The following is a 21,950-nucleotide window of genomic DNA, read 5'->3' as shown; positions in this document are numbered from 1 at the left end:
TTACAGAATTTTTTTTGAGCTAAAAAAAAGAAAAATTGAACAGTATGAGTGATATAAGTAAATAGTAGTCAGCCTATTTATATAAAAGTTAAATTAACTTAGATCACTTATAATCTAAAAAAAAATAATGGTAGGGTAGTTAAGTAAGTAATTCACCATATAAGTGATATAAGTAAATGTAAGTTAAGCTATTTGAGTGAAACTTAAATGGGCTTAAATGACTTAAATGGTTTAAAAAAATAATGGTATAGTGTTTAAGTAAGTAATGCTTGTTTTTAGTTGTGTGGTTTTTATGTAATTAGTGTTTTAGCTGTTTTGAACTAACTAAAATTTTTTATAAAGGCAAGGTGATAAAGTTTTTTTTATGTCATTAAATGTTACATTTAATAGGTAAATTTGCGAAACCTCATAATAAAATAAAATACGCTAGTATGGAAGAAATGCTTTTTTATGACCGAATGCAATTCGCATTTACAATAACTTTTCACTACCTCTTTCCGCAACTTACAATGGGACTTTCCTTAATCATTGTATATTTTAAATGGAAATATTTAAAAACTCAAAACGAACAATACAATCACGCTACTCATTTTTGGATGAGAATCTTCGCCTTGAATTTTGCAATGGGTGTTGTTACGGGAATTCCGATGGAGTTTCAGTTTGGAACCAATTGGGCTAAGTTTTCGGAATTAACTGGTGGAATTATTGGGCAAACTCTTGCCATGGAAGGGATGTTTTCCTTTTTCTTAGAATCATCGTTTCTTGGAATATTTCTATTTGGAGAAAAACTACTCGGACATAAATGGCATTTTGTTACTGGATTATTAATATGCATTGGTTCGTGGGCTAGTGGGTTTTTAATTATTGCTACACATTCATGGATGCAAAATCCTGTAGGATATGAAATTCTTGAAAACGGAAGATTTGTATTAACCAATTTTCAAGCCTTGTTCCTTAATCCTTGGTTATGGCCTTCATATTTACACAATCAGGCAGCTTCGATGGTAACAAGTTCATTTGTTGTTGCAGGAATTGGTGCTTTTTATATTTTGAGTAAAAAGAATTTGACTTACGGAAAACTATTCGTAAAAACGGGTGTTATCTTCGGATTGATTTCGTGTGTAATTGTAGCCGTTCCTACGGGTGATTTACTGGCTAAGAATGTGGTAAAATACCAGCCTGTGACTTTTGCAGCTATGGAAGGAATTTTTCATACTGAGAAAAAAGGTTCAGAGATTGTTCTTATCGGTCAGCCCGATGTAAAAGATAAAAAACTAGATAATAAAATAGCCGTTCCTAATATCTTGAGTTTCCTAACTTATGGCAGCTGGCATGAAGAAATTAAAGGATTGGACCAGTTTGACGAAAGTGTTCACCCAACGAATATATCGGGATTGTATTATGCTTATCATATTATGGTAGGATTGGGTACGATTTTTATAGGCTTGATGAGTTTTGCTGTTTTTCAGCTTTGCCGTAAAAAACTTTTTGAAACCAAATGGATCTTATGGTCGTTGCTTTTTATGCTTCCGTTTCCGTATATCGCCAATACTACAGGATGGTACACTGCCGAATTAGGTCGTCAGCCGTGGTTGGTTTATAATTTATTACGCACTGCCGAAGGTGCTTCGCCAACGGTTTCCTCTGGGAATACATTATTTACATTATTAGGATTTATAGGATTGTATCTTTTATTGGGCATGTTGTTTTTGCTAATGGTTGGAAAAATCATCAATAAAGGACCTCACACAGAAAAAATATAATTATGGAATTTTTTTGGTACGTAGTTTTAATGGGAATTCTAGCCGTTTACATTGTATTAGACGGTTATGATTTTGGTGCAGGAATTATTCATTTATTTTTTGCCAAAACAGAAAAAGATAAGAAAGCGATAACCAGTGCGATTGGCCCTTTTTGGGATGCCAATGAGGTATGGATTATTGCTGCGGGAGGTGTTTTGTTTTTTGCTTTCCCGATTTTATATGCATCTTCGTTCAGCGGGTTTTATCTGCCATTGATTATGATTTTGTGGTTGCTTATTTTTAGAGCAATTGGACTTGAAATGCGCGGACAAATTCATCATCCGATGTGGGAGGTAATTTGGGATAAAGCATTTGGGATTGCGAGTTTACTATTGGCTTTATTCTTTGGGATTGCTTTAGGGAATATTGTTCGTGGTGTAAATTTAGGTATGGTTGTAAACGGTGTTTCTACTCAGGAAGCTCATTTTTTCTTTTTGCCTTTATGGAATCCTACTTTTAGCCCGCAAGCGGCTGAATTAGGAATTATCGATTGGTTTACTTTGTTTTTGGGGATTGTAAGTGTTGTAGCTTTAACGATTCATGGTGCAAACTGGATTATTTTTAAAACCAATTCTTCTTTAAATGAAAAGCTAAAAAATGTAGTTTTTAAACTCAATATCGTATTGCTTATTTTGGTGTTTATATCCTTGCAAATTTGGCATTTTATAGAGCCAAAACCTTTTCATAATTTTATTGAAACGCCAATATTGTGGGTTTTCCCATTAATTACTTTTATTGGTATTATAGGATTATTTAAGGTACGCTCGTACAAAAAAGACGGTTTAGGATTTGTATTCTCTACATTGTTTCTTGTGGGAGGTTTTGCTTCTACGGCAGTTTCAATTTTTCCAAATGTTTTGCCATCTACCAATAATGTAAATCCTTCTTTAACGATTTATAATACTGCAGCGCACGAATACGGATTAGAAGCCGGAATGAGCTGGTTTTTTATCGCTTTGGCTTTGGTAATTGTTTATTTTATTATTCAATACCGTGTTTTTAGTGGTAAAATGGATGATATTGGATATGGGGAACATTAAGTTTTTTTAGCCGCGAATTTCACGAATTAATTATGTGATTAGCAGTTGGTTTTAGCTAAAATTAGAAATTGTTTTGGATGAAGTCAATGGGAAAACAAGTTGATAATAATTTTAAGCAATTATGATTAAATTTAAGAATGAACCTGAAACATGGAAGAGATTAGATTATGAGATTATGTCTAGAGGTTTTTTAAAACCATATAATGATTATCAAGTTTTAAAGGATAATACAGAATGGTTTGTTTCTGAAGGATATAAAATTATTACGTTTGATTGTACAGAATGGACTGATAAAAAAGCAATGCATGATTCATTGCATAATCAATTTGATTTTCCGAACTATTATGGAAATAATTGGGACGCATTACAAGAATGTTTAAATGAAATAGAAATTCAGGAGAATGGTCTTGTAGTTATATTCGATAATTTTAATAATATGAATATAAAAGATGCTCACACTTTAATTGATGTATTTGTGTCAAGTGCCCAAAGGCATTTAATATTTTTAGAAAGACTTTTAATTTTAGTTAAAGTAGAAAATAGAGCATTTAGTTTAAATCCTTTTGGAGCTAATAATTTCTTTTGGTATTAAATAGTAAAGCAAACACGATAGCGCGGATTTTTAATCCGTGCCCACAATCTAAATCAAAAAAATAGTGCTTTGGTTGGAATGGGCACGGATTGAAAATCCGCGCTATTTTTGTGTTGAAAGTTGTTTTTTTAACGTTTTATAAAATCAAAAAATTATTATCTCTATGGTCGCGTTAGGGATAGGAGCGTTATCCTTTTTATTTTTTTCTAATAAAAAGATATAGCGGATAGCCCGACCAAAGGGAACGCCCCAAATATAATTCTAAATAATAATTTTAGTTATTTAGTTTCGAACGAATTATTTTAATAAATGAAATACATAATTACGCTGTTTTTTTTCTTTTTCGGATGTATTAATAGTTTTGCATGTGATTGCGATATTCCGAAAGCTATATTAGAATTTTATTCCTCAAAAGAGGTATTTACTGGAAGAATAATACAAAAGAGTTTTGATAAAGATTCTTCTAATTATACGATCACATTTAAGGTTCTGAAAAGTTATAAAAACGAGAATATTCCAAATGAATTGTCATTTACTTTTAGATACCAAAAGAAAGGCGCTCAAAATTCTTGTTATTGGGAAGCTTTTGTAAATGAGGAATGGGTTGTATATGCCTCTGAAAGGAATGGGAAATTAGTGTTTGAAAAAAACTGTTCTAATTCGGCTTCATTGAAATGGACTAATAATGTTGTTCTCAATGAGAAGATGTTGGAAAATGGGAATAAATTTAAAATTGATGATTTTATTTATCAATTCGAAAGTGATTTTAATCTCCCTAATCCGATTTCTAACATTGATTCTATTTTTAAAGCAGGAAAGCTTAAAGATTATGGAAATCGACATGTTTTATTGGGATTGTATATAGACAAAAACGGAAAATTAATTTCTCTTTTTACAGGTATAGATCTGGTAAACTCGGAAGGGGAGTTTAAGTATGATTCTATATATGGTTTGCAAAGGGAATTAAACATTAAAAAGAAACGCCCATATACTGAATTCGAAAAAGATGCAATTGACTTAGTTATGTCAGTTAAAGATTGGGAAATAAAGCGCCATAATATAACTAAGATTCCTGTTAGCCATATTCGTTATCTGAAAATTGAGTTTGATAATAAAGAAATGAAATGGAAATATGAGTTATAATCTTTGTCAAAGTAAAAAGAACTTTGAAAAAGATTACTCTACGATGTCTTTTAAAAAATCAACGAATGAGTCTGCATATATTTCGAATTCCCATTTTCCATTTCCATGCATACTTGTATAAATTGGTGCGTCGTTGTTTGTAATGTTTGCAATATCAATACAGTATGGATCAGCGCCTGCATCGGCAATTACAATATAATTAGGAGGCCAATCGGTAAGAATTTCAGATGTCATTGAGTTGAATGAATAACCATTTTGGGATTTGATTAAATCATTGGCTCCATATAAATTTAATCCTTGAAAGAATTTTTCATCGTCGATAAATACATTAATTGGGGAATAGTTCTTAAGAAATAGCAGATAATTTTCTGGTAGTTTCCATTTTTGTTCTATTGCTGCAATTTTGTTTTCGTCGGCAATTGCAAGCCAATCCGAAGGATTTGATAAATCTTGTTGCTTATCTCTTTCTATTTTTAATTTGTCGTCTAGTTTAGAAACTGCTTTTTCTAGTTCTGTTTTTGGATTTTTTAATGTTGGATGAATTTTGGGTTCTTTATGACCTGAGCCTTGTTTGTAGGCTTTGCTTTGCCAATCTAATAATTCGTTAATCCTAAAGTTTTCAATTTTCCAATAACCAGGATCTTTTGGTAAATCACGGTCAAAAGGTTGTTTGCTATGTATTGCAATACTTTTGATTGCTTTTGCGCGAACGTCTGTTGGTAAGTTTTCGTCTTGAGCTAACTCAATCAGCGTTTTATATGCTTTTTCTCCTTTTGTTTTTATGAGTCCATCGATTCCCCAATAAGTAAGTTCGGGTTTTGTAATTGTCCATTTGAAGAAGTCAATGTAATTTGTTTCGTCTTCTTTTGCCAGATCAATAATGTCAGTCAACAAGAAATTTCTCCAATGTAGCATTTTGCCATCTTTTGAATATTGAATTAAAATTTCGATGACTTTTTCTCTGTCGGTAGAGGAGAAGCTTTTTATTAGTTTGTCTTTTATTTTAGAGAATTTACTTCCATCGTCTTCAGTAAATAAACTTTCTTCGTATTGTTTGATTGTTTTTGCCATAAGGTTAATTCGTAATACCAGTATTAAGTTAAATGTACTGAAAAAAGTTTCCTCAAGCTTATTTTTATTTAATGAATTAAAAAAGTTTTGACTCTTTAATATATAATCAGAAAGACAACAAAGATTAAATTGAAATTATCTTAAAAGAAAATTTCTTTAGTAATTATATAAAATCCCATTACTAATACAAACCATCCAAATAGGGGTTTTAATTTAGTACCATCGATTTTTTTGGAGAGTTGTGTTCCTATAAGCATTCCTAAAAGAGCAATGCCCGAAATTTCTAATAAAAAGATATAATCTACGGGAGTTCCTATGTATAAATCTCCTCCAAAACCTATGGAGGAATTAATAAAAATTATAAGCAATGATGTTCCTACGGCTTGTTTCATTGGCAAATTGGCAAAGAATATTAGCGCAGGAATAATTAAAAAACCTCCGCCAGCACCTAGAAATCCTGTTACGATACCAACTATAAATCCTATTATACTTAGTTTGTTGTAATTGGTTTCTGTTGGTTTTAGTTCGGCTTTGTTTTTCTTAATCATCGAGATGGCTGCTGCTATCATTAATACCGAGAAAATAAGCATGATTAGGAAATCTTTGGAAACGGTATAGGAAGCAACTGAAAATAATGTTGCTGCAATCTGAGGAAAGATTACTTCTCTAATAATCAAGATGGAAACAACCGATGGAATGGCAAAATACAATGCCGATTTAAGCTTGAGATTCCCCATTTTGTAATGGCTATAACTCCCAAATAACGCTGTGATTCCTACTATAAACAATGAATATGTAGTGGCTTGCTCTGGATTTATCTTAAATAAATAGACTAAAATTGGGATAGTAAGAATAGATCCCCCTCCGCCAATTAAGCCTAATGAAAGTCCTATAATAATTGAAGCAAAGTAACCTAAATATTCCATTGATGATTTTTTTGATACAAAGGTTGTTTCTTAAAACATAAGCTACAGTAACATTTATCACATTGGGTTTATTAAATGCAAATTTCGCTTTGCTGTTAGGGAGTTTTACCATTAAGAGATTAAGTTTAATTAAGAAGCAAGACTTAACTTTTCTTAATCTCTTAATGGTTCAATTTTAAATGAAATGTTTTATTTCAAAAGCTCAATTTGGTTTCGGTTTAACTTAACCAAACCTCGTTGTTCCATTTTTTTTAATAAGCGCGAAATTACTTCTCGTGAGGTATTAAGTTCGGTTGCAATTTCTTGATGAGATACTTTTAGTTCGGTACATCCGCAAGCATCTTTATGACGTTTCAGATAAAACTCTAAGCGTTCATCCATAGATCGGAATGCAATACTATCTACAACTTCCAGGACTTCTTCAAAACGACTTCTGTAAGTTTCGATAACAAATTCGTACCAACTGCGGTGTTCCATCATCCATTTATCCATTAAGGTTAACGGAATCATAACTACTGAAACATCTTCGACTACTTTTGCCATAATCTGACTTTTCTCGCTCTTGGTAGCACAAATCATAGATATGGCACAAGCCTGACCTGGTTGTAAATAATACATAAAAAACTCGCCACCATCTTCGCCTTCACGGTAAATCTTGATTTTGCCTTTGGTTATTAAAACCGTATTTTTTATGTATTGTCCCGTTCGCATTAAGATAGTTCCTGCTTCGGAATCCTGCATAGTAGCATTACTTTCGATAGCTGAAATTAATTCGTTAGAAAAGTTTGGAAATATGTTTTTTAAAGGAGTTTGCATTGATGTTGTTTTTTAAACACTTAGAAAATTTTAAAAACTCTTATATTGAGATTTTATTTTTTGCCACGAATTTGCTTCGCCTCTTCGACTTTTAGTCTAGAGTCATGAATTAATTTGTGTTGATTTATGAAATCTGTTTCAGATGTTTTTGTTAAAATGACTTTTAAAAGTATAATTTATTACAAAGATAACCGATTATTATGGTATTAATTAGGTAGTGTTTTTTATTTAAAAGCCAATTTACTCAAATAATAATATCCTATTTTCTATGGGTTTTGTAGACTGTATTTTTAAAAATTATTTGTAGAAAACAGAATTCGTTGATTATTATATCTTTGCTAAAACGTTTTCTACGAATTATAATATAAATCACAAATAGGAGGTTTATAGTTTGCCAAAAACGTTGTAATTTTACCTAAAAATACGATATCATGAATTTATCACAAGAAGATTGGGTAGCTCAATTTGAAGCTGACGAAAATGCAGTTATACTTGATGTAAGAACTGAAGACGAATACAATGATGGCTATATAGAAAATGCTCTTAATATTGATATCAATAAAGGACAGGCTTTTATTTATGAGCTAGAGGAATTAGATAAAAATAAAAATTATTATGTGTACTGTCGTTCTGGAGCCAGAAGTGCAAAAGCGTGCCAAATAATGAATGAGATGGGGTTTGATAACGCCTACAATTTATTAGGAGGTATACTAGACTGGGACGGAGAAACCGTTACACCATAAATAAAGAAGAGGCGCGTGCCTCTTTTTTATTTTCTATAAACTAAATAACCAAAAACTAAATAACCAAATAATGAGTTTTATACCAGAGGAATACCAAATAAATACTCCATTGGTACAGGATACCTATCTTGTAAACGGAGAGTTAAAAAAATGGACAGGGCAAACCACACCTGTTTTTTCTACCATATCATCTACCGAAAAATATACGCCAACTTTATTGGGATCTATTCCTTTTATGGGAGAGGCCGAAGCTATGGAAGTTGTAGAATCTGCAACTGCAGCCTACAATAAAGGACAAGGTTTATGGCCGACAATGAAAGTTGTGGATCGTATAAAATGTATGGAGAATTTTGTTTCTCAAATGAAAACCACTCGTGCCGAAGTTGTAAAACTATTGATGTGGGAAATCGGGAAATCATTAGGGGATTCTGAGAAAGAGTTTGATAGAACGGTAGAGTATATTTACGATACTATCGATAGTTACAAGGAATTAAATTCTCGTGGAGCAAGTTTCTCTAAAGTACAAGGAATAAACGCCATGGTACGAAGAGGGCCTCTAGGGGTTGTATTATGTCTTGGACCTTATAATTACCCATTAAACGAAACATTTTCATTGCTTATTCCGGCATTGATTATGGGGAATCCTGTAATTTTTAAACCTGCAAAACACGGTGTTTTATTATTGTCACCTTTATTAGAAGCTTTTAGAAGTAGTTTCCCAAAAGGAGCAATTAATATTGTATATGGTAGAGGTAGAGAAGTAGCATCGCCAATTATGAAATCTGGAAAAGTAGATATTTTGGCTTTAATAGGAAATAGTAAATCGGCTATTGCATTACAAGATCAGCATCCTAATAAAAACAGGTTACGTTTAGTATTAGGACTAGAAGCAAAAAATCCTGCGATTATTTTACCAGATGCCGATTTAGATTTGGCTATTCAGGAATGTGTTGTTGGTACTTTATCGTTTAACGGACAACGTTGTACTGCACTAAAGATTTTATATGTGCATGAATCTATAGCCGAAGAATTTAATAAACGCTTTGCAGCAAAAGTAGATTCTTTGATTTTTGGGAATCCATGGGATAAATCAGTTTCGCTTACGCCGCTTCCTGAGCCAGAGAAACCACATTATATCCAGGAATTAATACATGATGCTACTCATAAAGGAGCAAAAATAATTAATGAAAAAGGAGGGTTACACACAGAGAATTATATATTTCCAGCTGTTTTATTCCCGATAAATAAAAAAATGCGTGTATATCACGAAGAACAATTTGGCCCAGTTGTACCTATCTTGACCTTTAAGGATATTCAAGAACCATTAAATGATATGGCCGAGTCTAATTACGGACAACAAGTAAGTTTGTTTGGTAAAGACATTAAAACGATTGCACCACTTATTGATACTTTGGTAAATTTAGTGTGCAGAGTAAACCTGAATAGTTCTTGCCAGAGAGGACCAGATGTTTTCCCATTTACAGGTCGTAAAGATTCGGCTGTAGGAACCTTAAGCATTCACGATGCCTTACGTTCGTTCTCTATAAGAACATTCGTAGCATCAAAAGATAATGATTACAATAATGCCATTTTGCAAGAATTATTAAATAGTAAAGAATCGAATTTTATAAATACCGATTATATCTTGTAGTAGCTATTTTTTAATGTTTAAAGCCGTCTTAATCCATCTGGAGTAAGGCGGTTTTTTTGTTTTATATATAAGAGAGTTTGTTTAATTTGTAGTATTTTTGCTTCAATATATTATATATAGAATTACAAAAAATACCATGAAAAATTTTACGTTCCTTTTTCTTTTCTTATTTTCATTTCAATCTTGGTCACAGTCAGATCAAAAAATGTGGCTCCAAAAGAATAAATATGATTCGGCTATTTCTTATTTTGATAAAAATGAATTTGCTGCAGCGGCAGACTTTTTTTTATTTGCTTATAAAATAAAACCAGATTCTGAATTAGGGAAAATTTCTAAAAATAAATTTGATTCGTTAAAACCAGTTATCAGAAAAAAACTAATCGATAAATTGGTTGGAACATGGAAAATGAACGGAAATATTCCGAGTTGGTCACATAAGAATTTAAAAAGTGATAAGGTTGAAAATGAGTTGATGATTATTGATGCCGATAAAATTTCGTATTATTTGCAGAATAAGAGTACGAAAGAAATGAAATTGATTAAAACAGAAGAGATTATTTTTTATGATTCTTTTGAAAAAAACAATCACATAACAGAAATGTTAACTTCGGATAAGCGATTATGGAGTTATTATATAGATGAATATTCAAAAAATCTCCGAGCTATTAATACTGGAAAAATAACAGATTCGGGTAAAGCTAAAATTGATTTAGATAATGAAGAAATATATTATGAACGAATCAATCAGGATACAAAATAAACGATAGTATTTTAAACCGTCTTAATCCATTTGGAATAAGGCGGTTTTTTTATTCTGTTAAAGAAAGAACTGTAAGTTGGTTTATTTGAGTGATTTAAGATAATTATTTGGTTAAAGTATAAGATAATAGAATAAATTTGAAGAATAATTGTAACAACTTTATGCTATTCATAACTAATCAAGAATACTATTGATAATCATCAAAAATAACCAACTATGAAAAGAAAAATATCTCAATTACTGCTATTTGCATTTATAGGTATGGCACAATATAGTTTTGCACAAGAACTATATATGCCAAGAAATATAAAAGAAGCTTACGCAAAAGGAACTCGTTCTATGGATGGGAAACCTGGGAAAAACTATTGGCAGAATCATGGAAAATATACAATTGATATAACAGTAAATGCTGATACTAAAATTGTAAGCGGTACAGAAACTATTATTTACGAAAACAATAGTAATGATACATTGCAGAATTTACCAATTAGGTTTGTAAATAATCTTCATAAACCATCTTCGCCAAGAAGTGGAGACGTTAGTAATGATTTCTTGAGTGATGGATTAACAATTACATCTTTAAAAATAGAAGGAGAAATATATAAAGAAGATGGAAGAAGTTGGGGAACAGTTGGGAATGTAAAAATGAATAAGCCAATGCTTCCTCATTCTAAAATTACAATTAATATCGATTGGAACTATCCTTTATCTAAAGAAAGCGGGAGAGAAGGACAAATAGATAATACAACATTCTTTGTTGCATATAGTTATCCTCGTGTCACAGTTTTTGATGATTACAACAATTGGGATAGATTGCCACATACTGATCGTCAGGAATTTTACAATGATTTTAATGATTATGTATATTCAGTAAAAGCACCCAAAAACTATGTGGTTTACGGAACAGGAGATTTATTAAATCCTGATGAGGTTTTGCAACCAGAATTTTCGGCACGATTAAAAAAATCATATACTACAGATGAGATTTTGCATATAGCAAATGAACAAGAAATGAAAAGCGGTTCTGTTACCAAACAAAACGATTGGAATATCTGGAAATTTGAAGCCAAAAATATCTCAGATGTTTGTTTCGGTTTAAGTGATCATTATTTATGGGATGCAAGTAGCGTTGTTGTAGATAAAAAAACAAATCGTCGTGCAAGCGTTCAGGCGGCTTACGATATAAAAGGAACTGATTTTGTAGTTTCTGTAAAAAATAACAGATATGCGCTGGATTGGTTTTCTAACAATTGGCCAGGAGTTCCATATCCATTTTCTAAAATGACAGCGTTTCAGGGTTTTGCCGATATGGAATACCCAATGATGTGTAATGATTCTCAAATGGGAGATCCTATTTTTGCGCAATTGGTTCAGGATCATGAAGTGGCACATACTTATTTCCCTTTTTATATGGGAATAAACGAAACGCGTTATGCATTTATGGATGAAGGTTGGGCAACCACATTCGAATATTTAATTGGTATTTCGCAACACGGTAAAGAAGCTGCCGATGAATTTTATAAAAAATTTAGAGTAAATAATTATATAAATGATCCATCTACAGAGGAAGATCAGCCGATAATCTCCATGTCTACACAAGTTTCGGGTGCAGGATATGGAAACAATTCTTATGGTAAAGCATCATTATCTTATATCGCCTTAAAAGATTTGCTGGGAGATGATCTTTTTAAGAAATCACTACATGCTTATATGGATAATTGGAATGGTAAACATCCTATTCCGTGGGATTATTTTAATTCATTTAATACAGCTTCAGGTAAAAATCTGAATTGGTTTTTTGAAAATTGGTTCTTTACAAATAATTATATTGATATCGCTATTGATAAAGTTGATATAAAGGCTAAAAACACGGTGGTTTATATTAAAAATAAAGGCGGGTTTGCAATTCCTTTTGATGTAATTGTTGTGTATGCAGATGGTACAACAGATACATTACACGAAACTCCTGCAACATGGAAAGGCAACCAAAAGAAAACTTCTGTCAATTTTAATACAACCAAAGAAGTAAAATCTGTAACTATAGATGGTGGAATTTTTGTAGATGCAACACCAAGAAATAATACTTGGTCAGCTAAATAATAATTTTAAGACCAGAAAATAAAAAACCGTCTCTTTCTTTTATAGAATGAGACGGTTTTGTTTTATAATAAGTTTTCTTTTTATCGGGTAAAAACCAAATGATTTCCTTTAGAAAGATTAGCATCAAATTGATATCCTTCGTAATTAAAACCTTTTAAATCATCAATAGTTTCGGCATTAGTATCTATAATATAACGCACCATCATTCCTCTTGCTTTCTTGGCGAAGAAACTAATTATTTTTAGTTTTCCGTTTTTATAATCTTTAAAGTCAGGAGTAATTACAGGCACTTTTAAAGCCTTAACATCTACAGCCGAGAAATATTCATTACTGGCAAGATTTACAAACAATTCACCTTTTTTAAGTTCCTTGTTTAATGTTTTAGTAACCGTTTCTTTCCAGAATTCATATAGGTTTTTTGCTTCACCAATAGGTAATTTAGTTCCCATTTCTAATCGGTAAGCCTGAATTAAATCCAATGGTTTTAAAATTCCATATAAACCAGATAGTATGCGTAATTTATCTTGCAAAACATCTAGTTTCTCTACCGGAATTGTATAAGCATCTAAACCAGTATATACATCACCATCAAAAGTAAATACTGCAGGACGTGCATTTTCTGGCGTAAAAGGAGTTTTCCAATCCTGATTACGTTGCCAGTTTAACTGAGCTAATTTATCCGAAATATCCATTAATTCAGATAATTCTGCAGGGTTTTTGTGTTTTAAAACTTTATGAACTTGTCTGGCTTCTTTTAGTAAGCTAGCTTCGGTATATTGAGAAGTTGGTAATTCTTTTTCGAAATTTAAAGACTTTGCAGGCGATATAACAATTTTCATTTTCTACTTTTTTGTACAGATTCAAAAGTACAAATTGAAATCAAAAGAATAACAGATACAGATTGATTTGTTTGATACTATCATAAAGACATCATATTGATAGTTGTTTTTTTGCCTCGAGGATAGATTAATTAGTGGGAATTTATATCTGAAAAGTAGTTTGCTATCGATAACGGATAGTTTTTGACGAAATTATGAAGTTGAAAATGCTAAATACTAAAAAAAATACGCTCTAGATTGTAAAAGGCGTACAGTATGTTGTAAATTTGCGCACGGTAAAATTATCAATATATTATTTTACTGTTATTTTATAAAAATTAGAGAATTCGTGGCTAAAAAAACAAATTATAAAGGTGCTTTGCAAAATAAAATCTTCGAAATTATTTCGCAAGCCTCTCAAGAACTTAATGTAGATAGTTACGTAATTGGAGGTTTCGTAAGAGACTTACTTTTAAAACGAGATTTTAAAAAAGATATTGATGTCGTTGCCGTAGGAAGCGGAATCGAATTGGCATTAAAAGTTTCAGAATTACTTCCAAAACAACCCAAAGTACAAGTTTTTAAAACTTACGGAACCGCAATGTTGCGTTTTGAAGATACAGACATTGAATTCGTTGGTGCAAGAAAAGAATCTTATCATTTTGATAGCCGTAATCCTGTTGTAGAAAACGGAACGCTAGAAGATGACCAGAATCGTCGTGACTTTACTATAAATGCATTGGCATTATCTTTAAATCCTGATACTTTCGGAGATTTGTCAGATCCTTTTGATGGATTGAGTGATTTAGAAAATAAAATTATCAAAACTCCTTTAGATCCAGATATTACTTATTCTGATGATCCATTGCGTATGTTGCGTGCTATTCGTTTTGCAAACCAATTAGGATTTGAAATTGAAGAAAAATCATTACAGGCAATTACTAAAAACGCAGAGCGAATTAATATTATTTCGGGTGAGCGTATTGTCGATGAATTAAACAAAATCCTTTCTACAGATAAACCTTCAGTTGGATTTTTATTGTTATTCCAAACAGGACTTCTTGATATTATTTTGCCCGAATTAACGGCATTAAATCAAGTAGAAGAAATAGAAGGACATACACACAAGAATAATTTTTACCACACCTTAGAGGTTGTCGATAATATTTGCCCAAATACTGATGATGTTTGGTTGCGTTGGTCTGCTTTATTGCATGATATTGGGAAAGCTCCAACAAAACGTTTCAGTAAAAAACAAGGATGGACGTTTCACGGACATGAGTTTTTAGGAGGAAAAATGGCCAAGAAGATATTCGAACGTTTGCATATGCCATTAAATCACAAAATGAAATTTGTGCAAAAAATGGTAATCATGAGTTCGCGACCTATTGTTTTATCGCAAGATATTGTGACAGATAGCGCCGTTCGTCGTTTGGTTTTTGATGCGGGAGAAGATGTAGAAAATTTAATGATTTTATGTGAAGCCGATATCACAACCAAAAATCCAAGTAAATTCAAGAAATATCATAAGAATTTTGAGGTTGTACGAAAGAAAATCGTTGAGGTAGAAGAGCGTGATCACGTTCGTAATTTTCAGCCACCAATTTCGGGAGAAGAGATTATGGAAATTTATAATCTAAAACCTTCCAGAGAAATAGGAGTTTTAAAAGAAGCCATTAAAGAAGCTATTCTAGAAGGTGAAATTCCAAATGAATATCAAGCGGCTTATGATTTTATGCTCAAAAGAGGAGAAAAGCTTGGATTAACGAAAGGTTCAAAGTAATTAAGGTTCAAAGGCACAAAGGTTTTACCAAATATGCGTAGAAAAGGTGCTAAGGCATTGAGAAACTAAGTGAATAAGTTTCTGAAAAAAATAAAAAACTTAGAACCTCAGAACCTTAGCATCTTAGAGCCTTAATTAAAAATATATTAGAGAATTATTAACCCAAAATAGGAGACTCTGCAACTTTGCATTTTTGCAATTTTGCACCTCAAGTAAAAAAAATGAAAAGAGAAAATAAATCAGTAATCATTTGGCTTTTGTCAGGATGTTTTTTATTGTTTTTAATGGTTGTAGTAGGAGGGATTACCCGACTAACAAACTCTGGATTATCAATGACCGATTGGCATTTGGTAACAGATACTTTTCCGCCTATGAGTGAGGCAAAATGGAATGAAGCTTTTGAGCAATACAAGAAGTTTCCAGAATATCAAAAAATTAATATTCATAATGATTTCCAACTTTCAGATTATAAAATGATTTATTTCTGGGAATGGTTTCACCGCTTTATCGGTCGTATCATTGGTTTGGTTTTCTTTATTCCTTTTGTTTATTTTCTAATAAAGAAGAGATTAGACAGTTCGACAATAAAAAAATGTATTGTTCTTCTGGCAATGGGAGCTTTTCAGGGTTTCTTGGGATGGTTTATGGTACGTAGCGGATTAATAGATAATCCAGATGTAAGCCATTTTAGACTTTCGCTGCATTTAACTTTTGCTTTTGTAACCTTTGCTTATACATTATGGGTTGCATTGGATTTAATTTATCCTGAAAGAAATAAAATTACCATTAATGTTACCCTTCGTAATATTGCCAGGATTGCCTTGGTTCTCCTTTTAATACAAATTATTTATGGAGGATTTGTAGCAGGTTTAAACGCTGGGTTAATTCACAATCATTGGCCATTAATGAGTGACGGACAATTTATTCATGATTCAGTTTTTATCGAACAATCTACACTTGTAAAAAATTTAATAGAAGGTAAAAGTGGTGTACAGTTTGTACACAGAACATTTGCTTATGTTGTTGTTGCTATTATTCTTTTCTTATACTTTAAAAGTACACAATTTGCTCTTAGCAAAACACAATCAAATGGAATTAAAACTTTGGTTGTCTTTGTGTTTTTACAGTTTATTTTAGGTGTTTTTACACTTTTATATCATGTGCCACTTGCATTAGGTTTGATTCACCAAATAATGGCATTTTTCCTTTTAAGCGCGATGACTTATACTTTACACAGATTAAGTAAGTAATAGCCCAATATTCGATCTCATGAAAAAAGTATATCTATTCCTTTCTCTTGTTTTTGTGTGTTTTGCATATGCTCAAAAGAAACCTCAGCCTTTAGTTATTTTGGATGCAAAAAAAATAGGCTATATGGATGAGGTACAAAATATTTTGGAACCAATAAATCCAAATGATATTTCGACAATGACAGTATATAAAGATGCTAATTCGAAGAAATACGGATCAGATTCTGGAGTAATTATAATCACCACCAAGAAATTTATTCTGGATACTTTTTATAAAAACAATATCGAAAATTCTCCACTGAAATTAGAAATTCCATCAGCTGAATATCTATCAAAAATAGGAGTTGTATCAGATAAACCAAAGAGTAAGAATCAGACTTATGATGAATTGTTGAGGTATATTGATACAAATACAGTCAATAATAAAATTGAAAAAATAGAATCGATAGTTTTTATTAAACCCTCAGATTCTCAGAAATTAAATCCTGATTGGAAATTTGGAGCAATAGAGATTACTCCAGCAGAATAAAGTTACGGAGGTTACTTTAAAGAAAAGGAACAGAGGTTCATAGCTACAAAGGTTTTTTTTAAAGGTGCTAAGTTGCTAAGCTTCTGAGTCGCTAAGACCGAAAGCTTTGTGGCCTTTGCAGTTAAATTTTTACCACAGATTAGAAAGATTTTAAATGTTATTAATTTGTAATCAATAGATTATAAATAATATTTTTTTTCGTAAATTACACTGACTATATTGTCGCAACTCTTTTGTTTATAATAACATAGATGTCTAAACTTGCTGCACAAGATAAATTTTATGATTTATCAGATTATGGAAGACCTTTTGGAAGGTTTTTTGCGAAAAAGTTACAAAATACACGATTTACACCTATAGATGTAACCTTGCTTTTTGGAATTTCGGGGTTGGTTGCGATTTATTGTATTCTGGAAAAACACTTTTATTGGGCAGGATTTTTTATAATATTAAAATCTATTATTGATGCTGCCGACGGAGAATTAGCACGTATAAAAAACACACCATCTTATACAGGAAGATATCTCGATAGTATATTTGATATTATTTTGAATTTTTTGTTCTTAATAAGTATATGTTACGTTTCTAAAACGACTCTTCCTATTACAATCCTTGCCTTTTTATGCATACAATTACAAGGTACATTATATAACTATTACTATGTGATTCTGCGAAATAAATCGGTAGGAGGAGATAGAACTAGTAAGATTTTCGAAGATAAAATCCCTAAAGCATTACCAGGAGAAAGTCAAAAATCTGTCGTTTTTTTGCATCAGGTTTATATTATTGTATATGGACTTTTTGATAAAATAATTCATGCACTTGATAGCGATGCTTATAAAGTTAAAACATTTCCGAACTGGTTTATGACCTTTGTTTCTTTATACGGTTTAGGTTTTCAGTTATTGCTCATCGCACTTATGCTGGCAATGGATGGCATTGAATATATCGCACCTTTTTTCATCGGATATTCTATCCTGATTTTTGTAATGATAGGAATTAGGAAGTATTTATATCCTGTGACGCAGTGATTTAACCGCAAGGTTCGCGAAGTTTTACACAAAGTTCGCAAAGTTTAAAATCCATTTAATCCTTTTAATCTGTGGCAAAAAAAATTAGCCGCAAAGAGCGCAAAGTTTCCTTCCTTTGAACCTTTGTACCTATGAACCTCTGTACCTTTTAAATCTGTGGCTAGAAAAATTACCCAATCCAGTTTTTAAAATCAGAAACTTTTTCGCGGCTTACAATTACCTCATCATCTTTATAAGTAGGTAAAATTATTTTCAGGCGTGAATTACTATACAATACAATTTCTTTGATTGCCGGAAGCGGAATAATAAACTTACGGCTTACACGATAAAAATCTTTTGGGTCAAGTTCTTGTTCTAGAATTTCTAGAGTAGAATCGATTAAGTAATTTCTATTATCTGTAGTATGTAAATAAGTGCCTTTGTTTTCGCTAAAAAAACATTCTACTTCATCAGTTCCTATTACTTTTAAATGCTGTCCAATTTTAACAGTAAACCTCTTTTTATAGATTTTCTCGAATGGATTCGAAAGCATTTTTTTAATTTGCTCAAAATCTATTTCAAGGTTTTGGGTAGTATTTTCTACTTTTGGCAAACGAGATTTAAATTTAGTAACTGCCACTTCTAAATCATCTTCGTCTATTGGTTTCAAGAGATAATCAATACTATTGAGTTTAAAAGCTTTTAAGGCATATTCATCATAAGCAGTTGTAAAAATCACGGCACTTTTGATGTCAATCTTTTCGAAAATTTCAAACGATAATCCATCGGATAACTGAATATCAAGAAATATTAAATCTGGATGTTCGTTTTGCGAAAACCAATCAATTGCCTCTACAACTGAGTGAAGCATTACAGCTACGGGAACATTTATTTTATCAAGCTTACGTTGTAATAACCGCGCGGCTGGCTTTTCGTCTTCTATAATTATTGTTCTCATTTTTTGGTTTGGCAAAAGTTTTGGTTGGTTAAAAGTAGTAGTTAAAATTTAATCAGAAAATATTTTTATCTTTTTATTTAAATGAGAATTATTCCCATTTTTGGTTGGCTTCTTTTTTCATAAATTCTTTTATTTTTCGTTCTTCCCAGTCTATGCTAAAGAATATGTTTCTTCCAAATACTGTAAAAGCATGAATTACCAGACCGATACCCCAAAATATTGCTGTAGAGAATGTTTCCCATCTCCAGAACTCTTCATTACCTATAATACCTCGATTTGCACTAGCGATAAGAATGAATATATTTACCAGAACATATATCATTAGGTGAGAGTAAAAACCTTTTATCCTTTTCATTCTTTTGTATGCTAAATTATAACGTTCGTCATTTGTTATGTTTCCGTCATAATCATCGTAATCTTCAAACATGCGTTTTCTAAATCGTCCCATCTTGATTTAATTTAATGTTATTGCCATTTTTCATTTTTGGATTTTTCTTTATCCATTAATTCTTTTATTTTTTGTTTTTCCCATTCTTTACCAAAAACAGGAAAACAATTAAAAACTTTTAATCCGTGAAATAATACTCCTAATCCCCACCATAGTAATGGCCAATAAAACCATAAATGATTAGGGCTGTAGTTTAAATTAATAAAAAGTAAAATAAGGTTGACTATTATAAATGAAGCCAGATTACTATAGAATCCTTTAATGTCTTCAACTCTTTTTTTAGCTTTTAGATAACGGTCGTCATGTTGATTATTATCTTCCATTATTTCCAGTTTTGTTTATTCTCTTGTTTTCTTAGAATCTCCTGAATTTTTCTTTCTTCCCAATTAGTACTATATCCAAATACTTTAAAAGCATGCATAAGTAATCCAAATCCCCAACCTAAGGCAGAGAACCAAAACCATTGAAATCCTGGTGAAAATTGTAAGTTTATAAAAATTAGAAATGGAATTACACAACAATAGGAAATCAAGTTTCCATAAAAACCTTTAAGTTGTTCCACTCTTTTTTTGGCTCTGTAATAAGCACTATTTTCGCTATAATCGGATGTTGTTTCCATAACAGTAATTTGTTTTGTTAAAATTGGTATTCTAACGGTAAATGTTGCTGCATTTTGCTCAATCAATACTTTTCGATTGGTAATAATGCCGTAGCGGTTTACAATATTTTGCAATCCTACACCTTGGCGATCTTGTAATACTTCTTTCTTTTGAAAATCATTTTGAACGACTAAATAATCTTTCTCAATGAATATTCGGATATGTAACGGTCTCTGTTCACTTACCACATTATGTTTTACCGTGTTTTCTAGTAAAAGTTGTAAGGATAGCGGAACTACTTTTGCTTCTGGATTAATATCTTTAGTTGGTAGTTCATAAAATAAACTATTCTCAAAACGCATTTTTAATAAATTCATATACGTTTTTGCAAAAGCCAATTCATCATCTACCGATACCAGTTCTTTGTCTTTTTGTTCTAAAACGTAACGATAAATTTTAGATAATGAGGTTGTAAAACGTTGTGCATTATCTGGATTTTCTTCTATTAATGAACTTAGAACATTTAAACTATTAAAAAGAAAATGTGGATCAATTTGGTTTTTTAAGCTTTCGAATTTTGCAGAAGCGGTTCCTGCAATAATTTTTTGTTCCTTAACCCGATTCTCATTGTATGCTTTATAGAAATGTAATGCATGAAAAATAAGCAGTACAATAAAAGTAATAATCGAAGTTTCTATATAATCTGTGGGGTTTTCATTTGCCAAAAAAGCTGCTATAGGTTTTCCTCCTAAGATAACTTCTAGAAAAATACGAAGAAAGAATATGGCGATTATAGAGAGAAAAAAAGAACTTACAAAACCAATAATTATACGTTTTAGTGTATAAGGGTCAGCTTTAAAAACTTTGTCTAAAAAAGCAAATAAGGAAGCATTAACAATATATAATGTAATGCTATACAACATGCAGCATAAAAAATAAATATATAAATCAGGAGTAAAAACTTCAGTTCCAATCGAAATGAATTTGATTAAAAAAGACACTAAAAAAATTACAGTCCCAATGAATAAAGCTTTAATTATATGTGGTTTTAAATGCATTATTTTCTTTTTTAGAGTTATTGATCACTAATTACTTTAGAAAATAATTAGTGATCTTAACAAATTTTATTTACAAGTTTTTTGAACTTCAAGCGCTCTGTCTAAACCCCATTTTGGAGAAAAAGGAGTTTCAGGTTTAAAAGTAGCAAAAAGTCCGATAGCTTTTTCAACCTGAGCACACAAAGGTTTCGTGTCAACTCCTGTCCATTTTGCACCACCCAATTGAAAATCGGCTTTACCAAAAACAACTCTAGGATTCTCTGGAGCCAATGCTTCAGCTTTGTTATATGTTTCCATCGTTTTAGCCGAATATTTCATTCCGTTAGTCATAGGATCAGCTACAACCCAAGCAGTGTAAATTAAAGCTTGTAAAACATAAAGTTCTGCATTGTTTTGATCTTTTATCATTTCGATATTCAATGCATTTTGCGCTTTTGTAAGTAACAAATCTATTTGTGTTTTATCTTGAGTTTTAAAAGCCGATGTTGTATTTACTAATGCAACATAATAATTAGGCAACCAACTTGTTTTTTCGGCAGCAGCAATTCTTTCAAATAAATCTGATGCTTCCGTATTTTTTCCTTCTTTCCAAAGCCCAAAAGCTTTTCCCATTCCTTGTTCAAATTGAGTTTGAGCAGATAAAAAACTGCAAATAAATAATGTAATCGCGGTAATAAATTTTGTCATGATTTCTTGTTTTAAGGTTTAGTTATTTTTTGATGATTGAAACGTTTGTTAATTTATACTTCAAAAGTATTATAGAATTTATTCTCTTTAAATTTTATGTTACTGAGTTGTTGATTTTTAGGGATGAGTTGTTTGAGGAAGGTTCAAAGGTTTTTTAAAAGAGGTT

21 protein-coding genes are annotated in these 21,950 nt (G+C 31.4%); 12 read left to right on the top strand and 9 right to left on the bottom strand.

Annotated elements, in window-relative coordinates; genetic code table 11:
• The first annotated feature begins 431 nt into the window (after positions 1-431).
• The 4 genes from OA93_RS21200 (at position 432) to OA93_RS21185 (ending at position 4,577) form a co-directional block, all read left to right on the top strand.
• Positions 432-1,763, top strand: a complete 1,332-nt coding sequence (locus OA93_RS21200; protein ID WP_039116024.1) for a cytochrome ubiquinol oxidase subunit I — start codon at positions 432-434, stop codon at positions 1,761-1,763.
• 2 nt (positions 1,764-1,765) lie between these two features.
• Positions 1,766-2,842 (top strand): cytochrome d ubiquinol oxidase subunit II, encoded by a 1,077-nt coding sequence (gene cydB / locus OA93_RS21195; RefSeq protein WP_039116023.1) that lies wholly within the window; start codon positions 1,766-1,768, stop codon positions 2,840-2,842.
• Positions 2,843-2,963: 121 nt separating this feature from the next.
• The gene (locus tag OA93_RS21190; protein WP_039116022.1) at positions 2,964-3,434 is read left to right on the top strand and encodes a barstar family protein; all 471 of its coding nucleotides are present in this window, start codon (positions 2,964-2,966) and stop codon (positions 3,432-3,434) included.
• A gap of 309 nt (positions 3,435-3,743) precedes the next feature.
• Entirely contained in the window at positions 3,744-4,577 is an 834-nt protein-coding gene (locus OA93_RS21185) for a hypothetical protein (protein WP_039116021.1), read from the top strand.
• Between the two features lie 33 nt (positions 4,578-4,610).
• Here OA93_RS21185 and OA93_RS21180 read toward each other — a convergent pair whose 3' ends face one another.
• The 3 genes from OA93_RS21180 to OA93_RS21170 all read right to left on the bottom strand — a co-directional run bounded on the left by OA93_RS21180 (position 4,611) and on the right by OA93_RS21170 (position 7,390).
• Complete coding sequence (locus OA93_RS21180; protein ID WP_039116020.1) at positions 4,611-5,648, bottom strand: SMI1/KNR4 family protein; 1,038 nt, start codon at positions 5,646-5,648, stop codon at positions 4,611-4,613.
• A 140-nt stretch (positions 5,649-5,788) separates the two neighbouring features.
• Positions 5,789-6,574 carry a sulfite exporter TauE/SafE family protein gene (locus OA93_RS21175; RefSeq protein WP_039116019.1) on the bottom strand — a complete coding sequence of 262 codons (786 nt, stop codon included), beginning with the start codon at positions 6,572-6,574 and terminating at the stop codon, positions 5,789-5,791.
• Between the two features lie 189 nt (positions 6,575-6,763).
• Positions 6,764-7,390 carry a Crp/Fnr family transcriptional regulator gene (locus tag OA93_RS21170; RefSeq protein ID WP_039116018.1) on the bottom strand — a complete coding sequence of 209 codons (627 nt, stop codon included), beginning with the start codon at positions 7,388-7,390 and terminating at the stop codon, positions 6,764-6,766.
• A gap of 431 nt (positions 7,391-7,821) precedes the next feature.
• Here OA93_RS21170 and OA93_RS21165 point away from each other — a divergent pair, with 431 nt between their 5' ends.
• The 4 genes from OA93_RS21165 (at position 7,822) to OA93_RS21150 (ending at position 12,644) form a co-directional block, all read left to right on the top strand.
• On the top strand, positions 7,822-8,133 hold the full coding sequence (locus tag OA93_RS21165) for a rhodanese-like domain-containing protein (RefSeq protein WP_039116017.1): 312 nt from the start codon (positions 7,822-7,824) through the stop codon (positions 8,131-8,133).
• 70 nt (positions 8,134-8,203) lie between these two features.
• Positions 8,204-9,784, top strand: a complete 1,581-nt coding sequence (locus OA93_RS21160; RefSeq protein WP_039116016.1) for an NADP-dependent glyceraldehyde-3-phosphate dehydrogenase — start codon at positions 8,204-8,206, stop codon at positions 9,782-9,784.
• A 136-nt stretch (positions 9,785-9,920) separates the two neighbouring features.
• On the top strand, positions 9,921-10,544 hold the full coding sequence (locus OA93_RS21155; RefSeq protein WP_039116015.1) for a hypothetical protein: 624 nt from the start codon (positions 9,921-9,923) through the stop codon (positions 10,542-10,544).
• Positions 10,545-10,760: 216 nt separating this feature from the next.
• A complete protein-coding gene (locus tag OA93_RS21150; protein WP_039116014.1) occupies positions 10,761-12,644 on the top strand; it encodes a M1 family metallopeptidase in 1,884 nt (627 codons plus the stop codon).
• 80 nt (positions 12,645-12,724) lie between these two features.
• Here OA93_RS21150 and yaaA read toward each other — a convergent pair whose 3' ends face one another.
• Positions 12,725-13,483: a peroxide stress protein YaaA gene (gene yaaA / locus OA93_RS21145; RefSeq protein ID WP_039116013.1), complete on the bottom strand. Its 759-nt coding sequence runs from the start codon at positions 13,481-13,483 to the stop codon at positions 12,725-12,727.
• Between the two features lie 328 nt (positions 13,484-13,811).
• Here yaaA and OA93_RS21140 point away from each other — a divergent pair, with 328 nt between their 5' ends.
• The 4 genes from OA93_RS21140 (at position 13,812) to OA93_RS21125 (ending at position 18,055) form a co-directional block, all read left to right on the top strand.
• A complete protein-coding gene (locus OA93_RS21140) occupies positions 13,812-15,245 on the top strand; it encodes an HD domain-containing protein (protein WP_039116012.1) in 1,434 nt (477 codons plus the stop codon).
• A 221-nt stretch (positions 15,246-15,466) separates the two neighbouring features.
• Positions 15,467-16,495, top strand: a complete 1,029-nt coding sequence (locus OA93_RS21135) for a COX15/CtaA family protein (RefSeq protein WP_039116011.1) — start codon at positions 15,467-15,469, stop codon at positions 16,493-16,495.
• 19 nt (positions 16,496-16,514) lie between these two features.
• Positions 16,515-17,024, top strand: a complete 510-nt coding sequence (locus OA93_RS21130; protein WP_039116010.1) for a hypothetical protein — start codon at positions 16,515-16,517, stop codon at positions 17,022-17,024.
• Positions 17,025-17,275: 251 nt separating this feature from the next.
• On the top strand, positions 17,276-18,055 hold the full coding sequence (locus OA93_RS21125) for a CDP-alcohol phosphatidyltransferase family protein (RefSeq protein WP_039116009.1): 780 nt from the start codon (positions 17,276-17,278) through the stop codon (positions 18,053-18,055).
• A gap of 169 nt (positions 18,056-18,224) precedes the next feature.
• Here OA93_RS21125 and OA93_RS21120 read toward each other — a convergent pair whose 3' ends face one another.
• The 5 genes from OA93_RS21120 to OA93_RS21100 form a co-directional block, all read right to left on the bottom strand.
• The gene (locus OA93_RS21120; RefSeq protein ID WP_039116008.1) at positions 18,225-18,992 is read right to left on the bottom strand and encodes a LytTR family DNA-binding domain-containing protein; all 768 of its coding nucleotides are present in this window, start codon (positions 18,990-18,992) and stop codon (positions 18,225-18,227) included.
• An 88-nt stretch (positions 18,993-19,080) separates the two neighbouring features.
• Entirely contained in the window at positions 19,081-19,440 is a 360-nt protein-coding gene (locus OA93_RS21115) for a 2TM domain-containing protein (RefSeq protein ID WP_039116007.1), read from the bottom strand.
• A 17-nt stretch (positions 19,441-19,457) separates the two neighbouring features.
• On the bottom strand, positions 19,458-19,763 hold the full coding sequence (locus OA93_RS21110; RefSeq protein WP_039116006.1) for a 2TM domain-containing protein: 306 nt from the start codon (positions 19,761-19,763) through the stop codon (positions 19,458-19,460).
• A complete protein-coding gene (locus OA93_RS21105; protein WP_039116005.1) occupies positions 19,763-21,097 on the bottom strand; it encodes a 2TM domain-containing protein in 1,335 nt (444 codons plus the stop codon). Before OA93_RS21105 ends, OA93_RS21110 begins: the two co-directional genes overlap by 1 nt.
• 66 nt (positions 21,098-21,163) lie before the next feature.
• Positions 21,164-21,784, bottom strand: a complete 621-nt coding sequence (locus OA93_RS21100; RefSeq protein ID WP_039116004.1) for a hypothetical protein — start codon at positions 21,782-21,784, stop codon at positions 21,164-21,166.
• Between the last annotated feature and the right edge of the window lie 166 nt (positions 21,785-21,950).

Source organism: Flavobacterium sp. KMS (assembly GCF_000813005.1).
Lineage (GTDB): Bacteria > Bacteroidota > Bacteroidia > Flavobacteriales > Flavobacteriaceae > Flavobacterium.
Note: the sequence above shows the minus strand (reverse complement) of the source record. Positions and strands in the feature narration are given on the sequence as shown.

What these genes read in the sequence shown, in the direction of transcription:
- OA93_RS21200 (WP_039116024.1), top strand. Translation starts at nt 432, where the DNA reads ATGGAAGAAATGCTTTTTTATGACCGAATGCAATTCGCATTTACAATA.
- cydB (WP_039116023.1), top strand. Translation starts at nt 1,766, where the DNA reads ATGGAATTTTTTTGGTACGTAGTTTTAATGGGAATTCTAGCCGTTTAC.
- OA93_RS21190 (WP_039116022.1), top strand. Translation starts at nt 2,964, where the DNA reads ATGATTAAATTTAAGAATGAACCTGAAACATGGAAGAGATTAGATTAT.
- OA93_RS21185 (WP_039116021.1), top strand. Translation starts at nt 3,744, where the DNA reads ATGAAATACATAATTACGCTGTTTTTTTTCTTTTTCGGATGTATTAAT.
- OA93_RS21180 (WP_039116020.1), bottom strand. Translation starts at nt 5,648, where the DNA reads ATGGCAAAAACAATCAAACAATACGAAGAAAGTTTATTTACTGAAGAC.
- OA93_RS21175 (WP_039116019.1), bottom strand. Translation starts at nt 6,574, where the DNA reads ATGGAATATTTAGGTTACTTTGCTTCAATTATTATAGGACTTTCATTA.
- OA93_RS21170 (WP_039116018.1), bottom strand. Translation starts at nt 7,390, where the DNA reads ATGCAAACTCCTTTAAAAAACATATTTCCAAACTTTTCTAACGAATTA.
- OA93_RS21165 (WP_039116017.1), top strand. Translation starts at nt 7,822, where the DNA reads ATGAATTTATCACAAGAAGATTGGGTAGCTCAATTTGAAGCTGACGAA.
- OA93_RS21160 (WP_039116016.1), top strand. Translation starts at nt 8,204, where the DNA reads ATGAGTTTTATACCAGAGGAATACCAAATAAATACTCCATTGGTACAG.
- OA93_RS21155 (WP_039116015.1), top strand. Translation starts at nt 9,921, where the DNA reads ATGAAAAATTTTACGTTCCTTTTTCTTTTCTTATTTTCATTTCAATCT.
- OA93_RS21150 (WP_039116014.1), top strand. Translation starts at nt 10,761, where the DNA reads ATGAAAAGAAAAATATCTCAATTACTGCTATTTGCATTTATAGGTATG.
- yaaA (WP_039116013.1), bottom strand. Translation starts at nt 13,483, where the DNA reads ATGAAAATTGTTATATCGCCTGCAAAGTCTTTAAATTTCGAAAAAGAA.
- OA93_RS21135 (WP_039116011.1), top strand. Translation starts at nt 15,467, where the DNA reads ATGAAAAGAGAAAATAAATCAGTAATCATTTGGCTTTTGTCAGGATGT.
- OA93_RS21130 (WP_039116010.1), top strand. Translation starts at nt 16,515, where the DNA reads ATGAAAAAAGTATATCTATTCCTTTCTCTTGTTTTTGTGTGTTTTGCA.
- OA93_RS21125 (WP_039116009.1), top strand. Translation starts at nt 17,276, where the DNA reads ATGTCTAAACTTGCTGCACAAGATAAATTTTATGATTTATCAGATTAT.
- OA93_RS21120 (WP_039116008.1), bottom strand. Translation starts at nt 18,992, where the DNA reads ATGAGAACAATAATTATAGAAGACGAAAAGCCAGCCGCGCGGTTATTA.
- OA93_RS21115 (WP_039116007.1), bottom strand. Translation starts at nt 19,440, where the DNA reads ATGGGACGATTTAGAAAACGCATGTTTGAAGATTACGATGATTATGAC.
- OA93_RS21110 (WP_039116006.1), bottom strand. Translation starts at nt 19,763, where the DNA reads ATGGAAGATAATAATCAACATGACGACCGTTATCTAAAAGCTAAAAAA.
- OA93_RS21105 (WP_039116005.1), bottom strand. Translation starts at nt 21,097, where the DNA reads ATGCATTTAAAACCACATATAATTAAAGCTTTATTCATTGGGACTGTA.
- OA93_RS21100 (WP_039116004.1), bottom strand. Translation starts at nt 21,784, where the DNA reads ATGACAAAATTTATTACCGCGATTACATTATTTATTTGCAGTTTTTTA.